This window comes from Mycobacterium sp. NGS33 (genome assembly GCF_059812885.1).
The window spans coordinates 658,824-673,743 of the sequence record NZ_JCALDN010000001.1; the positions used below are offsets into that span (position 1 = coordinate 658,824).

A 14,920-nucleotide genomic window follows, 5' to 3' on the forward strand; every position below is an offset into this window, starting at 1 on the left:
CCAGGTGAATGCGAAAAGCGCTAGCACATGGGCTAGCGCTTTCGCGAATTTTGCATGCCTCCGGAGGCAGGAACCCTTGGGGCGTAAGTGAAACGAGCGAGAATCAGCGCCCCCGCCGCGGCTGCCACACCACCAGCGCGGTGCTCTTGGGTACCACCGCCACGTCGCGGCGCTGGCTGGCGCGGATCTGCGAAAGCTCCTCGGTCAACTCCTTGACCCGGGCCTGCAGCGCCTCGACCTGATTGGTGAGCTCGATGATGCGCTTGATGCCGGCGAGGTTGACGCCCTCGTCCTGCGAGAGCCGCTGCACCTCGCGCAGCAGGTCGACGTCGTGCTCCGAATACCGCCGTCCCCCACCGGAAGTCCGGCGCGGGCTGACCAGGCCGAGGCGGTCGTAGGTGCGCAGCGTCTGCGCGTGCATGCCGGCCAGCTCGGCGGCCACCGAGATCAGGAAGGTCCGGGCGTCCTCTTTTCTCGAATTGCTCGAGCCCTTGGCCATCAGCGATTACCTGCCCATCCCGCCCGGGGGTCGAAGCCGCTGGAGCGCTCGGCGGCGGCGTACGCCTCCAGCGCCTCCTGGGCCGCGCCCTCCACATTCGGTGGTACGGCGACCTTGACGGTCACCAGCAAGTCGCCGTTGCCGCCGCTGCGCTTGGGAACGCCGCGCCCGCGCACCCGCAGGATGCGGCCGTCGGCGGTGCCCTTGGGCACCCGGACACCGACCTTGCCGTCCAGGGTGGGCACCGAAATGGTTGAGCCCAAAGCCAACTCGGTGAAGCTGACCGGGACGGTCAGGGTGAGGTCGTCACCGTCGCGGCCGAACACCTTGTCCGGGCGCACATGCACCGTCACGTACAGGTCGCCCGAGGGCGCACCGCGCAACCCCGCCTCGCCCTGGCCCGGCAGCCGAATGCGCTGTCCGTCCTCGACGCCCGGCGGGATCCGCACGTTGATGGTGCGGGTGCGGGTGGTCACGCCGGTGCCCTTGCACTCGTCGCAGGGGTGCTCGATGATCGAGCCGCTGCCGCGGCAGTCGGTGCAGGGTTCGGAGAATCCGAACGCGCCCTGGTTGCGGTTAATCACGCCGGAACCGTTGCAGGTGGGACACACCTTCGGGCTGGTGCCCGGCCGCGCGCCACTGCCATGGCAGTTGGTGCACGGCGCCGGGCTGGTCAGCCGCAGCGGCATCGCCACGCCCTTGGCGGCCTCGACGAAATCCAGCTGGGTTTCGGTTTCGAGGTCGTTGCCGCGCCGCGGCCGGCTGGGCCGGGCGCCCGAACCGCGCCCGAACAGGCCGCCGAACAGGTCACCGATGTTGGTGCCACCGCTGCGGCCGGCCGCGTCGAACAAATCGTTGAGGTTGAACTCAGCGCCGTCACCGCCGACGTTGAAGCCACCGAACCCGCCGCTGTCGAACCGGCGCCCGCCGAAACCACCGCCGGCGAACAGCCTTCGGGTTTCGTCGTATTCCTTGCGCTTGGCCGGATCCGACAAGACGTTGTGCGCCTCGGAGACCGCCTTGAATCGTTCGCCGGCGGCGGGGTTGTCGGGGTTCGCGTCCGGGTGCAGATCGCGCGCCAACTTGCGGTAGGCGCGTTTAATCTCTTCGGGGCTGGCGTCAGAGGAGACGCCCAGCTCCTTGTAGAAGTCCTTTTCGACCCATTCACGCTGGGCCATGTCGCGTCACCCCCTCACCTTTCTTCTGTTGTGCTGATTGTGTGGTCTAGTCACCGGATGTGCCGGCGTTATCGTCCGATTCGGCCGGCTTCGTTTCCCCGGCCGCCGTGGTGGACTCGCCGGTGGCGGCCGGCGCATCGCCCTCGTCGGCGACCGTGTCGACGACGCCGACCAGCGCGTGGCGCAGCACCTGATCACCCAGCTTGTAGCCCTGCCGCATAACCGTGCCGATCACCGGCCGCGAGCCGTCGCCCTCGTGCTGCACGGCTTCGTGCAGCACCGGGTCGAAGTCCTCGCCCTCCTCGCCGAATGCCGTCAGGCCAAGGCCGTTGAGCGCGCTTTCCAGCTTGTCGGCGACCGACTTGAGCGGCCCGGATTCCAGGTCGCCGTGCTTGCGGGCCCGGTCGAGATCGTCGAGCACGCCCAGCAATTGGTTGACGACGGCGGCCTTGGCCCGGTCCGCCGCGGCCTGCTGGTCGCGCAGCGCCCGCTTGCGGTAGTTGGCGAAGTCGGCCTGCACCCGCTGCAGATCGGCGGTGAGCTCGGCGACTTTGCCGTCGGCGTGCTCGGCCGGCTCGCCGGCCGGCGTCCCTCCCGGCGTGTCGCCGGGAGGGACCTGCCGTACTTCACCGGTCTCGGGATCGATTCGCCGCTTGTCGGTGACCGTCACCTGTTCGTGTGGATTGCTTTCCGTCACTTGGACTCCCGGTCATCGTCGACCACCTCCGCGTCCACGACGTCGTCAGCGGAGCCAGCCCCGTCGCCCGCCGCGCCGCCACCGGCCTGCTCGCCGGCGGCCTGGGTGGCCTCGTAGATCGCCTGTCCGAGCGCCTGGGACTCCTGACCCAGCTTCTCCATCGCCGCCTTGATCGCGGTGATGTCGGTGCCGCCCAGGGCCGTCTTGGCCTCGGCGATCGCGGCGTCGACCTTGGACAGCGTGTCCTCGGGAACCTTGGAGCCGCCCTCGGCCTCGCGCTGGTCCTTGACGAATTTCTCCGTCTGGTAGACCAGCGATTCGGCCTGGTTGCGGACGTCGGCCTCTTCGCGACGCTGACGGTCCTCCTCGGCGTGCGCCTCGGCGTCCTTGATCATCCGGTCGATCTCCTCCTTGGACAGGCCGGAGCCCTCCTGGATTTTGATCGTGTTCTCCTTGCCGGTGCCCTTGTCCTTGGCCGTGACGTGCACGATGCCGTTGGCGTCGATGTCGAAGGTGACCTCGATCTGCGGGACGCCGCGCGGAGCCGGCGGGATGCCGGTCAGCTCGAAGGAGCCGAGCAGCTTGTTGTGCGAAGCGATTTCGCGCTCACCCTGATAGACCTGGATCTGCACCGACGGCTGGTTGTCGTCGGCCGTGGTGAAGGTCTCCGACCGCTTGGTGGGGATCGTGGTGTTGCGTTCGATGAGCTTGGTCATCACACCACCCTTGGTCTCGATACCCAGGCTCAACGGCGTAACGTCAAGCAGCAGAACGTCTTTCACCTCACCCTTCAGCACGCCAGCCTGAAGGGCCGCTCCGACCGCGACAACCTCGTCGGGGTTGACGCCCTTGTTGGGCTCCTTGCCGCCGGTGAGTTCCTTGACCAGGTCGGTCACCGCGGGCATCCGGGTGGAACCACCCACCAGGACCACGTGGTCGATCTCGGAGACCGAGATGCCGGCGTCCTTGATCACGGACTGGAACGGCTTGCGGGTCCGGTCCAGCAGATCCTGTGTGATGCGCTGGAATTCGGCGCGCGTCAACTGCTCGTCGAGGAACAACGGGTTCTTGTCCGCGTCGACGGTGATGTAGGGCAGGTTGATCGAGGTGCTCTGCGAACTCGAGAGCTCGATCTTGGCCTTCTCGGCGGCCTCACGCAGCCGCTGCATCGCCATCTTGTCCTTGGTCAGGTCAATTCCGCTGGTGCCCTTGAACTTGTCGACCAGCCATTCGACGACGCGGTCGTCCCAGTCGTCCCCACCGAGGTGGTTGTCACCGCTGGTGGCGCGGACCTCGACCACACCCTCGCCGATCTCGAGCAGCGAGACGTCGAACGTACCGCCACCGAGGTCGAAGACCAGGATGGTCTGTTCCTTCTCACCCTTGTCCAGGCCGTAGGCCAGCGCCGCCGCGGTCGGCTCGTTGACGATCCGCAGGACGTTCAGGCCGGCGATCTGGCCGGCTTCCTTGGTCGCCTGGCGCTGGGCGTCGTTGAAGTACGCCGGCACGGTGACCACCGCGTCGGTGACGTCCTCACCCAGGTACGCCTCGGCGTCGCGCTTCAGCTTCATCAGGACGCGGGCGCTGATCTCCTGAGCGGTGTATTTCTTGTCGTCGATCTCGATGGACCAGTCGGTTCCCATGTGCCGCTTGACCGAACGGATGGTGCGGTCGACGTTGGTGACCGCCTGGTTCTTGGCGGGCTGGCCGACGAGCACCTCCCCGTTGCGCGCGAACGCGACGATGGACGGCGTGGTCCGCGAACCCTCGGAGTTGGCGACGACGACCGGGTCACCGCCCTCGAGGACTGCGACGACGGAGTTGGTGGTCCCGAGGTCGATACCGACCGCACGAGCCATAGTGATTCCTCCTGAATATGTAGAGCTTGTCTGGTGCCACTATGCTGAGTGAACCCCGCTCAAGCCTGCCCCTGGGGCGGTGGGCTGTCAACCCAGTATTGAGTGTGGTTCGCTCAACTTGTCGATAATGCTAACGGCGGTCGGTCCCGGCTTGTTCCCGGGGTGCCAGAGAATTTGTGGCGGTCCCGGCAACCTCCTCGATCAGCGCCAGCAGCGCGCGGGTGGCCGCGCTGGCCTGCCGGGTCGCCGAGGTCGCGACGTAGAGCCGCCACTGCAGGTCGTGGCCGGTGATCCGGACGCTCGCCACGCTGGGGCGGTCACGCGGCGATAAACCTGGGCCATCGGCTCTGTATCGAACCCGCGCCGGGGCAGCGACTTGTGCGTCGGCGTGCGTAACCTGAGTGCCGCTATATGAATCGTCTGGGGAGCGGCGGGTGCGGTTTTCGGAGAATGCGCGGCGAAGCCTGGCCGGTGGTTCGCTGCTGCTCGTGGCCCTGATGGCCGGCTCGGAGCTGGTCTCGGGCTGCAGTTCCATCATCGGCGGCCGACCGGTGGCCTCGCCGGGAGCCGGACCTACCGAACCGTCTTTCCCCACCCCCAGGTCCACGCCGCCGCCGGGCACCGCGGCCCCGGCACCGGGCCCGTCGACCGCGCCGGCCAACCCCACCAACCCGGCCGGCGCCATCCCCTTGCCGCCCGACCAGAACGGTTACGTCTTCATCGAGACCAAATCCGGTGTGACGCGCTGCCAGATCAACAAGGACACCGTCGGCTGCGAGGCGCCCTTCACCAACTCCCCGATGCAGGACGGCGAGCACGCCAACGGCGTCAGCATCAACAGCGGCGGCAAGGTGCAGTGGGTGCTGGGCAACCTGGGGGCCATCCCGACCGTCACCATCGACTACAAGACCTACGCGGCGCAGGGCTGGACGATCATCGCCAACGCCGACGGCACCCGCTTCACCAACGACCAGACCAAGCACGGCATGTTCGTCAGCGTCGAGAAGGTCAGCACGTTCTAGCCTGGAACATCAGATCGCTTGCGCTACAACGTAATTCGGTCGATCATCCGTCCCAGACCAGGCGGCCGTCGGGGCGGCGGCGGGCACCGTCGGCGGGCCGGTGCGCATTGAGCCGACCGTCCGGCATGAGATGCCGCACGGGCACCCCGCGGCCGAGCACCGCCACGTCGGCGATCAGCCGCCGATGGCAGCGCCACCAGACGCTCTCGCTGCACATCACCGCCGTGGTGCGCTGGGCCGCGTCGGCGAGGACCTCGTCGAGCGCGGCGTCGAACTCCGGCGTCCGGGTGTAGGCGGCGTAGGCGCGGAACGCGGCCACCGTCCACCAGCTGTCGGGCTCCGGCTCGCCGGCCGCGATGTGCCGGCGCCCGCCGAGGCGCGGCTCCCACCGGTAGTCGATGCCGCCGTGCGGCAGCCAGCATTCCAGGGCCTCCCGACGCACGTCCGGATTGGTCCGGCTGGCTGGGTAGCGCCGCACGTCCACCACCAGCGCGATTCCCGCTCCGGCAAGCAACTCCGTGAGCCGCTCTCGGCGGGCCGCGCCATGGCCCACGGTCAACAACACCCGCTCCATGAGGACAGCTTGCCCGGCGTGCGACGCGAGGGTGCGACGTGAATTGATTACCGAGCCTGGATCACTAACCTTGCTCCTGAGCTCAACAGGGGGGTGGCGATGCTTGTCGGTTCGGCCACGCCCAGAACCGGCTTGACTGGCAGTCGGACGGGCAGCTGAGGACGCCATGCAACTGCGATATCTCAGCATCCCGGCGCTGATCGCCGCTGCGGGCGGCGACCCCTGGGCGATCAACGCAAGCCTGCAAGCCGGGAACCCACTGCAGATTTCCAACCTCGCAGAGGCCTTTCGCAAAGCGGGACGCTGCACGAAAGAGGCCAACGACGCATTCGAGCAGGCCCGTACGCGCTTCGAGGCCGCCTGGAACCACCAAAACGGCGATCATCCGATCACCGGCTCCGACGAAGTGCAGCGAGTCACGAAAGCCCTCGGGGCGCAATCGTTGCAGATACCGAAGATCGGCGCGGACCTGGAGAACATCGCCGCGACGTTGGCCGAGGCGCAGAAAACCGCGGCCGGTCAGATCGCGTCACTGGAGGCAAAGCTGCAGAACCTCGACGAGCTGATCGGCGAAGCCGACGAGATGGAAGACGACGACGACCTCAGCCAGGCCGACTTCGACGCACTCGAAGCGTTTATCGCCAAATGCGAAGACGACGCCATCGGTGACACGAAAGCCGCGCTGACCCAGCTGCAGGCGACACGCGACGGCTACTCCAAGTCGTTTCAGGACGCGATGGGGACCTTGCACGCGGACGGGTATGACACCGTCGGCCCCCAGGCGGGGCCCGCCCCGGCGGCAGCCGGTCAGGCGGGACCCGGCCCGGCACCCGGTCAGGCACCGGGCGACCCGCCCGGCGGAGGCCCCGCGTTGGCCCCCACGAAGGGGGAGGTGGCGACCGGGGCTGCGGGTGCGATCGCCGGTGGTACCGCCGACGGTGTTCGTCAGGCGACGACGAACTTGATCGCCGAGTCCCCCGGTACGGGCCCCGGTAAGACGGACCCGGCCTTGTTGAGATGGCTGGAAGACACAAAGATCGGCGGGGTCGAAATCCCGGGGTTCTCGCGGATCGGCGGTGTGGTCGGTGCGGCCGGCGCCATACCGGCCGTCATGTCCGACATCAAAGACGGCAACTCCGTGCCGGAGGCGATCACCCGGGAGACTGCGGGTATCGCCGCAGGAATGTATGCGGGCGCGGAGTTTGGCGCACTGATCGGTTCGGCCGTTCCCGGGGCAGGAACGGCGGTTGGCTTGGTGGCAGGCGCCGTCGTGGGTGCTGGCGCTGCCTTCGTGGCGTCCAAAGGGGTCGAAGTGCTCTGGCAGCCGGTCTCGGACGCGGTCGGAAGTGCCGTGCGCGGCGTGGAATCTGTCTTCGGTTTCGGGTAGGCCTATGCGATTCGATGAGTTCGTAGCGGAGACCGGCCTCGCTGTGGCCCCGGTCGATCGGTTTGCCGGCTTCGTTGTAGAAGTAGGGGTACCGCCACGGTGGGAACCCTTCGATTCCGCCATCGGTGTACGGGTGTGGGCTTGGCGCGATGACCCGCGCACCGACGTGTTCTGCGCCAACGCGGTGTTGACGATGCATCGGGTCCAGGCCGCGCTGGACCCCCTCGAAGTGTTCGTCATGCTGTGCGAGCAGCAGTTGCAGACGGCGCCGAGATGCCGTGAACTGCATCGGGAATTCACAGCGGCCGCCGAGGGCGTCGGTATGGTGGGAGCGCTCACGATGCAAATCGCACATGAGCTAGGCACCGTCGACAGCACGTCGCAGTCCCGGATCATCATGGCCGAAAAGGAGACGCTGATAGCCCAGCTGACGGTCACCGCGCTGCGCGACTCGTCGGTAGATCCGACCCAGATCTGGCTTTCCGCCCGACCGGGTCCGGCGGCAATTCCGGCGTCCGCCGGTCGTCACTGCGCGCCGGGCAGCGGAAAGCGAGAGGGGCACTGATGCCCGGCGGCAAACCAAAGCCCCGCTGGCGGGTGCTGCGTTATTCCTTCGGTGGTGCATTGTGCCTGATGGCGGTCATCGACGCGCTGGTCGGAGCTCGTTGGTCTCTAGCTGTCGGCGGGGCTGTGGTCGGCGGCATCATCCTCATCGGTCAGCGGCGGGTTCTTCGTGCCGCGGTCAGCCGGACCGGTGACGAGATCGTCTGCCGCTACATCCCCTGGTACGAGGGCAGCGCCTACAGCGTGACGTTGCTGCTGCCGCTGATGGGGGTCGCCATGGTCGATTTGGGGTTCGCGCCTGGCAATCCGGCGTGGCTCCGGTACGGCGGCTTCCTGCTGCTGGGCGTGACCCCACTGACCGTGTGGGGCGTCGTGCGCATGTGGCGACGTTGTCTTCTCTGCTTCGGCCCGCGGACATTGACCGTGCGACTGGTCGAGCGCGGGAGCGAGCTGACCGAAATCCGGCGGGAACTGGTGCAGTCGATCGAGCCCAAGATCTTCCCAAGACCGAATGGTGGTGAGTCGTTGCAGGTCGCTATTACTTACCGCCCCTTGGACGCCGCCGGGGACACCACCGCGACCGTGCTCCTGGGCCTGCGGCTGACCGTCCAGCCGGACAACCTTCTCAACGCACTCATCGTCTGGCGAGACGGCGCTGCCGACCACCCGAGCGAGCTGATGGATCACATTGAGCGGATCCTTCGAGGCCGCTCGATGGCCGGCGTGTGACCGCGTCGGTCAGATCTTGGAGCCCAGCCCCGCGATCAAGTTGATCGTCACCGCCAGCACGACCGCCCCGAGCAGGTAGGACAGCAGCGCATGGCGCAACACCGTCGCTCTGATCGTGGTCAGTCCGATCTCGGTGTCCGACACCTGGTAGGTCATCCCGACGGTGAAGGCCAGATAGGCGAAGTCCCGGAAGCGCGGCGGCTCGGGGTCGTGGAAGTTGATGCCCCCCGGCTCGTCCGAGTAGTAGAGCCGCGCGTAGTGCACGGTGTACAGCGTGTGCACGGCCACCCAGGACGCCGCGACGGTCAGGATGCCGAAAACGGCAGCGACCAGAGCTTCGTGGCCCGCGCGCGACCCCGCGGCCACCACGTAGCCGACCCCGCCCAGGCTCGCGACGCTCGCCGACAGGATGACGGCGTCGGCGATCCACCGGGTCGGGTCCTCGCGCGTCGCCCATCGGCAGGTCTGCTCGGCGTCCATGCCGAGCACGATGAGCTGCGTCCACACCACATACGTTCCGGCGGTGACGACCCAGCCGGCCAGCGCGAAACGCCAACCGGCGGTGTTGCCCACCACGACGGCGACGGCCACTCCGAGCGCCACGGAGACCAAGATCCGGACCGCGCCGGTGTCCCGAAACAACTTCACCAGGGAATCCACGATCTCGACCTAACCACCAATCGCGGCTCGTCGGAGCGCGTTCTGAGCGCTCGGACTTCTCGCACCGGGCTGGCATCAGGAGATTGGCAGGCGGGGTCAGTACGATCGGTCCCGTGGCATCCAATGGCCCACGAGACGACTTCCACAACCAGCCGACGCAGCACGGCGACTTCGGGGTGAGCGAACAGCCGCCCACCGGCGATGTTCCGCCACCGGCCCCCCCGCCGAACCCGCCGCAGGGGCTCGAGCAGCCCGACGGCGGCGACCCCTTTGACCAGGAGAGCGAGCCGACTCCCTGGTATCGCAAGCCGGCGATGCTCATCGCCTGGCTGGTCTCCGTCGTCATCCTGATCGCGCTGATCGTGTTCGGCATCATCGAACTCATCCACGGTCAGACCGTCAGCCACGTCCCCAAGACGACGACGAGCACGACGCCCACGACCACCACGACGACGCCGACGACCACCACGACCACCACCTCGTCCTCGCCCAGCAGCAGCGCGGAAGAGCCGCCGGCGCAGCAGCCGACGCAACAGCAGCCCACCGGGGGACAGACGCAGCAGCCGTCGCATCATCACCATTTGCCGCAGCTGCCGTCGGTGATCACCGTTCCGGGGGTGCCGAATCCGGTCACGGTGCCGCCCGGCCTGCGTTAGTGAGACGGTGGCAAACCCCGCCGTGGTTCCCTGGCGGCGCGCCGGGGAAGCCCTACACTCGCTGCAATCCACGGTCGTTACGGTGAGGATCACCGTGCGACGGCAATGGGACGACTGACACAGGGGTGCGGGACATGAGCGAGTCGCTCGGCCTATCGATCGGGGTGGCCAACCTGGTGGCGGCCCGCGCGGGCAGCACTCCGATCACCCGCAGCTCGGTGGTGACCCTGTTCGAGCAGCGGCCCACCGAAGTTGGCCTGCCAGAAGAGAATCCGAACCTGACCGAACCGGGCCTGGTGCTGCGGGGGTTCGTCGAACGCGTGGGCGACCGGGCGCCATTGGTGGCGGCCGACGGCACCAAGTACCTGGGTGCGGCACTGACGGTCGAGGCGATCGAAGCCATGGCCCGGGCGGTGGGCTACGGCTCACCGATCACCATCGCGGTGCCCGCCTATTGGTCCGACGCGCAGTTCGCGGCGCTGCGGGAGGAGTTCTTCGCGCAGTCGGATCTGGCGCGCGGTGGGGTGGCACCGATGCTGGTTTCCGACGCCACGGCCGCGCTCGCGGCCCTGCGCGGCACGCCGGGATTCGGGGCCGACGGTGTGATTGCCCTGTGCGACTTCGGCGCCGGCGGCACCACCGTCACGCTGATGGACGCCAAGGCCGGCTTCGCGCCCGTCGGGCCGGCCACGCGGAACACCGATTTCTCCGGCGACGAGATCGATCAGCTGGTCCTCGATCACCTGCTGGCCTCCGACGTCAGCACCGCCATGCTCGGTGGCGCGGCGCGGATGGGGTCGCAGGCCCGTCTGCTCGGCGCCTGCCGCCGCGCCAAGGAACAACTCTCGACGGCCGCGGTGGGCACCATCGCCGGGGCGTCGGGCGACGGCGCCCAGCTCTCCCGCACCGACTTCGAGCAGCTGCTCTCCGCACCGCTGGACCGGTTCCTCGCGTCCGTCGAGGAGTCGTTGCGCCGCAACGGCATTGCGAACGCCGGGCTGAGCGCCGTGGCGATCACCGGAGGTGGCGCGAACATCCCGCTGCTCAAAGCGCGCCTGTCGCAGCGTTTCGGGTTGCCGGTGCACAGCACCGCGCAGCCTGCGCTCAGCGCCGCCCTCGGGGCCGCGGTGCTGGGCCCGCACTACGCGTCGGGCGTCGCCCCCACCGCCGCGGCCGCCGCGGTGGAAACGCCGACGGAGATGGTGGGCTCCGCCGGGCTCGACATGACCCAGGCCGCCTGGGCGGCGCAGGCCACCGACGTGGACGACGCGCTGGCGTGGTCGCAAGACGCCGACAACGACGAGCCGGTGCCCTACACCGGCCGCGATGCCACCGGCGAATACGCCAATGAGGCAAGGGAATTCGACGACGCGACCGGCAGCCGTTACGCCACCGCCCCCGGGCGGCTGCCCTGGTACAAACGCACCGCGCTGGTGCTCAGCGTGGCCGGAGCGGGCGCCGCGGTGCTGGTGGCCCTGATCTTGGCGATCAACCTGTTGCTGACCAAGTCCACCCCGGTCAGTCCCACGTCGCCGACTACCACGGCACCACCGCAAACGGTCACCATCACCGGGCCGAACGACAGCACCACCGTCACCGTGATCCCGGCGCCGCCGCCGTCCAGCGAGGCACCGGCCACCACCACGACACCCGCGCCGGCACCGTCGACGACGACCACAACGGCGCCGCCGCCGAGCACGACCACCACCACGACCGCGCCGCCCACCACGACGTCGCAGGCGACCACCACCGCGGCGCCGACCACGACCCGCACGCGGCCGCTGCCGCCCATCTTTCAACCGCCGTTCGGGCGCTGACGAGACGAATTGCGTCCGGGCCGCCAAAGGCCCCGACAAAAGGTCATTTAGCGAAATTTGGTGGCGCTCATCACTTCCGCAAGCGTCACATTGGGTGAGTGGGTACTAATCGGCAGGCCAGAGGCACCGGTGAACTGCCAAGTTAGGGCAGCCTTTCTCGCGCCGAAAGCCGCGGAGATGTAACTATGAGCGGGGCTTAAGCAGGCAAATAAGCACGGGCCGAATTTATCTATGCATTGGGGAGAACTTCTGTGACGACGCAGATGCTCATCAGGCTGATCGTGGGCATGGGCATGACGCTGATCGTGGCCGCACTCGCCGCACGGCGTGTCCTGTGGCTGTTCAAGCTGATCACGTCCGGCAAGCCGGCCCCGGGTCACACCGACGAGCCCGCCAAACGCGTCTGGGCCGAGCTCTCCGAGGTCTTCGGCCAGCGCAAGCTGCTGAAGTGGTCGATCCCCGGCCTGGCCCACTTCTTCACCATGTGGGGCTTCTTCATCCTGCTGACGGTCTACATCGAGGCCTACGGCCTGCTGTTCCAGGACAACTTCCACATCCCGATCATCGGGCGCTGGGACGCGCTGGGCTTCCTACAGGACTTCTTCGCCACGGCCGTCTTCCTCGGCATCGTCACCTTCGCCATCATCCGTCTGATGCGCAGCCCGAAGGAGATCGGGCGCCAGTCACGGTTCTACGGCTCGCACACCGGCGGTGCCTGGCTGGTGCTGTTCATGATCTTCAACGTCGTCTTCACCTACGTGTTCGTGCGCGGAGCCGCGGTCAACAACGGCACCCTGCCCTACGGCAACGGCGCCTTCCTGTCGCAGCTGTTCGGCGTCATCCTGCGACCGCTGGGCCAGCCCGCCAACGAAATCATCGAAACGACGGCGTTGCTGCTGCACATCTTGGTCATGCTGGCGTTCCTCATCATCGTGCTGCACTCCAAGCACATGCACATCTTCACGGCGCCCATCAACGTCATCTTCAAGCGGCTGCCCAACGGCCTGGGCCCGCTGCTGCCGCTGGAGCACGACGGCAAGCCGATCGACTTCGAAAACCCGCCCGACGACGCCGAATTCGGCCGCGGCAAGATCGAAGACTTCAGCTGGAAGGCCATGCTGGACTTCGCCACCTGTACCGAGTGCGGGCGCTGCCAGTCGCAGTGTCCGGCGTGGAACACCGGCAAGCCGCTGTCGCCCAAGCTCGTCATCATGGACCTGCGCGACCACTGGATGGCCAAGGCGCCCTACATCCTGGGTTCCAAGGAAAGCCCGCTCGAGAGCACGCCGGAAGGCGGGGTCGGCGAGGAACTGTCCGGCGAAAAGCACGCCGAGGCCCACCACGTTCCCGAGTCCGGCTTCGGCCGCGTCATGGGATCCGGCCCCGAGCAGGCCACCCGGCCGCTGGTCGGCACGGAGGAGCAGGGCGGCGTCATCGACCCCGACGTGCTGTGGTCCTGCGTGTCCTGCGGCGCCTGCGTCGAGCAGTGCCCGGTGGACATCGAGCACATCGACCACATCATCGACATGCGCCGCTACCAGGTGATGATGGAATCCGAGTTCCCCTCGGAACTGTCGGTGCTGTTCAAGAACCTGGAAACCAAGGGCAACCCGTGGGGCCAGAACGCGTCGGACCGCACCAGCTGGATCGACGAGGTCGACTTCGACGTGCCGGTCTACGGCGAGGACGTCGACAGCTTCGACGGCTACGAGTACCTGTTCTGGGTAGGGTGCGCCGGCGCCTACGACGACAAGGCCAAGAAGACCACCAAGGCCGTCGCGGAGCTGCTGGCCATCGCCGGCGTGAAGTACCTGGTGCTCGGCACCGGCGAGACCTGCAACGGCGACTCCGCGCGCCGTTCGGGCAACGAGTTCCTGTTCCAGCAGCTGGCCGCCCAGGCCGTCGAGACGCTGGACGGACTGTTCGAGGGCGTCGAGACCGTCGACCGCAAGATCGTCGTCACCTGCCCGCACTGCTTCAACACCCTGGGGCGCGAGTACCGCCAGCTCGGCGCGAACTACTCGGTGCTGCACCACACCCAGCTGCTCAACCGGCTGATCCGGGACAACAAGCTGGTGCCGGTGACGCCGGTGTCGCAGGACATCACCTATCACGACCCCTGCTACCTGGGCCGGCACAACAAGGTCTACGAGGCGCCGCGGGAACTGATCGGGGCCGCGGGGGCGAACCTGACCGAGATGCCACGCCACGCCGAGCGCAGCTTCTGCTGCGGCGCCGGCGGCGCGCGGATGTGGATGGAAGAGCACATCGGCAAGCGCATCAACCACGAACGCGTCGACGAGGCGCTGGCCACCGGGGCCGCCACCATCGCGACCGGCTGCCCCTTCTGCCGGGTGATGGTCACCGACGGTGTCAACGACCGTCAGGAGGAGGCCGGCCGCAGCGGTGTCGAGGTGCTCGACGTCGCGCAGATCCTGCTCGGGTCCCTCGAGTACGACAAGGCGACGCTGCCGGAGAAGGGCACGGCCGCCAAGGAGGCCTCCGAAAGGGCCGAAGCGCGCGCGGCCGAGGCGCCCAAGGCCTCGACGGCCACCGCCACCGCGCCCGCCGAGGCACCCGCCGAGGAGGCCCCGGTCGAGGAGGCCCCGAAGGCCGCGGCCGCGCCGGCCGCCCCCGCCAAGGGCCTGGGCATCGCCGGCGGGGCGAAGAAGCCCGGCGCCAAGAAGGCGGCCCCCGCGGCCGAGGCCACGGCGGACACCGCCGCACCCGTGAAGGGGCTGGGGATCGCCGGCGGCGCCAAGCGACCCGGCGCCAAGAAGGCCGCCCCCGCGGTCGAGACCGCCAAGACGGAAGCCCCGGCGGAGACGGGCGGCGAAGCCAAGGCGCCCGCCGCGCCGGCCAAGGGCCTGGGTCTGGCCGCCGGCGCCAAGCGACCCGGCGCCAAGAAGGCCGCCCCGGCGGCCCCCAAGGCGGAAGCCCCCAAGACCGAGGCCACTCCGGCCGAGGCCACGCCGGAAGCCGCCCCCGCGGCCGAGGCCAAGGCACCCGCGGCGCCCGTCAAGGGGCTGGGCATCGCGGCGGGCGCCAAGCGGCCCGGGGCCAAGAAGGCGGCGCCCAAGGCCGAGGCACCCAAGGCCGAGGCACCCAAGGCAGAAGCACCTCAGGCGGAGACACCCAAGGCCGAAGCCGAGCCGGCGCCGAACGCGGAGCCGGCAAAGGAGACCGGCGGCGACGACGCACCGGCGCAGCCACCGGTGAAAGGCCTGGGCATCGCCCGTGGGGCGCGTCCCCCGGGCAAGCGCTGACCTGCGTCTTTG

Annotated in this window: 14 protein-coding genes; 7 read left to right on the forward strand and 7 right to left on the reverse strand. The window is 68.4% G+C overall.

The features are described 5' to 3' along the window. Nucleotides 1-103 precede the first annotated feature (103 nt). From AC5Y5B_RS02955 to AC5Y5B_RS02975, 5 genes are all read right to left on the reverse strand, one after another. On the reverse strand, nt 104-499 hold the full coding sequence (locus tag AC5Y5B_RS02955; RefSeq protein ID WP_112634565.1) for a heat shock protein transcriptional repressor HspR: 396 nt from the start codon (nt 497-499) through the stop codon (nt 104-106). Beyond that, on the reverse strand, nt 499-1,677 hold the full coding sequence (gene dnaJ / locus AC5Y5B_RS02960) for a molecular chaperone DnaJ (protein ID WP_500003362.1): 1,179 nt from the start codon (nt 1,675-1,677) through the stop codon (nt 499-501). Before dnaJ ends, AC5Y5B_RS02955 begins: the two co-directional genes overlap by 1 nt. 46 nt (nt 1,678-1,723) lie before the next feature. Further along, a complete protein-coding gene (gene grpE / locus AC5Y5B_RS02965) occupies nt 1,724-2,374 on the reverse strand; it encodes a nucleotide exchange factor GrpE (protein WP_500003364.1) in 651 nt (216 codons plus the stop codon). Continuing rightward, on the reverse strand, nt 2,371-4,233 hold the full coding sequence (gene dnaK / locus AC5Y5B_RS02970; RefSeq protein WP_112634568.1) for a molecular chaperone DnaK: 1,863 nt from the start codon (nt 4,231-4,233) through the stop codon (nt 2,371-2,373). Before dnaK ends, grpE begins: the two co-directional genes overlap by 4 nt. A gap of 130 nt (nt 4,234-4,363) precedes the next feature. Then, the gene (locus AC5Y5B_RS02975; protein ID WP_500003368.1) at nt 4,364-4,540 is read right to left on the reverse strand and encodes a hypothetical protein; all 177 of its coding nucleotides are present in this window, start codon (nt 4,538-4,540) and stop codon (nt 4,364-4,366) included. Nucleotides 4,541-4,667: 127 nt separating this feature from the next. Between AC5Y5B_RS02975 and AC5Y5B_RS02980 the strand changes: the two genes are divergently transcribed. Then, a complete protein-coding gene (locus AC5Y5B_RS02980) occupies nt 4,668-5,255 on the forward strand; it encodes a hypothetical protein (protein ID WP_112634584.1) in 588 nt (195 codons plus the stop codon). 43 nt (nt 5,256-5,298) lie between these two features. Here AC5Y5B_RS02980 and AC5Y5B_RS02985 read toward each other — a convergent pair whose 3' ends face one another. Continuing rightward, complete coding sequence (locus AC5Y5B_RS02985) at nt 5,299-5,820, reverse strand: DUF488 domain-containing protein (protein ID WP_205869191.1); 522 nt, start codon at nt 5,818-5,820, stop codon at nt 5,299-5,301. 175 nt (nt 5,821-5,995) lie between these two features. On the opposite strand from AC5Y5B_RS02985, the gene AC5Y5B_RS02990 reads away from it, so the two are divergent. The 3 genes from AC5Y5B_RS02990 (at nt 5,996) to AC5Y5B_RS03000 (ending at nt 8,509) form a co-directional block, all read left to right on the forward strand. After that, nucleotides 5,996-7,216 (forward strand): putative alpha/beta hydrolase, encoded by a 1,221-nt coding sequence (locus AC5Y5B_RS02990; RefSeq protein ID WP_500003372.1) that lies wholly within the window; start codon nt 5,996-5,998, stop codon nt 7,214-7,216. Nucleotides 7,217-7,349: 133 nt separating this feature from the next. After that, nucleotides 7,350-7,781, forward strand: a complete 432-nt coding sequence (locus AC5Y5B_RS02995; protein ID WP_500003374.1) for a hypothetical protein — start codon at nt 7,350-7,352, stop codon at nt 7,779-7,781. Beyond that, nucleotides 7,781-8,509 carry a hypothetical protein gene (locus AC5Y5B_RS03000; RefSeq protein ID WP_500003376.1) on the forward strand — a complete coding sequence of 243 codons (729 nt, stop codon included), beginning with the start codon at nt 7,781-7,783 and terminating at the stop codon, nt 8,507-8,509. Before AC5Y5B_RS02995 ends, AC5Y5B_RS03000 begins: the two co-directional genes overlap by 1 nt. Before the next feature lie 9 nt (nt 8,510-8,518). Here AC5Y5B_RS03000 and AC5Y5B_RS03005 read toward each other — a convergent pair whose 3' ends face one another. Next, entirely contained in the window at nt 8,519-9,169 is a 651-nt protein-coding gene (locus AC5Y5B_RS03005; protein ID WP_112634573.1) for a DUF1345 domain-containing protein, read from the reverse strand. 113 nt (nt 9,170-9,282) lie between these two features. On the opposite strand from AC5Y5B_RS03005, the gene AC5Y5B_RS03010 reads away from it, so the two are divergent. From AC5Y5B_RS03010 to AC5Y5B_RS03020, 3 genes are all read left to right on the forward strand, one after another. Beyond that, nucleotides 9,283-9,825 (forward strand): hypothetical protein, encoded by a 543-nt coding sequence (locus AC5Y5B_RS03010; RefSeq protein ID WP_112634574.1) that lies wholly within the window; start codon nt 9,283-9,285, stop codon nt 9,823-9,825. 134 nt (nt 9,826-9,959) lie between these two features. Then, nucleotides 9,960-11,642, forward strand: coding sequence for an Hsp70 family protein (locus AC5Y5B_RS03015; protein ID WP_500003379.1), 1,683 nt, complete (start codon nt 9,960-9,962; stop codon nt 11,640-11,642). Between the two features lie 251 nt (nt 11,643-11,893). Further along, on the forward strand, nt 11,894-14,908 hold the full coding sequence (locus AC5Y5B_RS03020; RefSeq protein ID WP_500003380.1) for a heterodisulfide reductase-related iron-sulfur binding cluster: 3,015 nt from the start codon (nt 11,894-11,896) through the stop codon (nt 14,906-14,908). The last annotated feature ends 12 nt before the right edge of the window (nt 14,909-14,920 follow it).

Bases quoted from the DNA above. Each gene is read 5' to 3' on its own strand.
- AC5Y5B_RS02955 (WP_112634565.1), bottom strand. From the start codon at position 499: ATGGCCAAGGGCTCGAGCAATTCGAGAAAAGAGGACGCCCGGACCTTC.
- dnaJ (WP_500003362.1), bottom strand. From the start codon at position 1,677: ATGGCCCAGCGTGAATGGGTCGAAAAGGACTTCTACAAGGAGCTGGGC.
- dnaK (WP_112634568.1), bottom strand. From the start codon at position 4,233: ATGGCTCGTGCGGTCGGTATCGACCTCGGGACCACCAACTCCGTCGTC.
- AC5Y5B_RS02990 (WP_500003372.1), top strand. From the start codon at position 5,996: ATGCAACTGCGATATCTCAGCATCCCGGCGCTGATCGCCGCTGCGGGC.
- AC5Y5B_RS03000 (WP_500003376.1), top strand. From the start codon at position 7,781: ATGCCCGGCGGCAAACCAAAGCCCCGCTGGCGGGTGCTGCGTTATTCC.
- AC5Y5B_RS03015 (WP_500003379.1), top strand. From the start codon at position 9,960: ATGAGCGAGTCGCTCGGCCTATCGATCGGGGTGGCCAACCTGGTGGCG.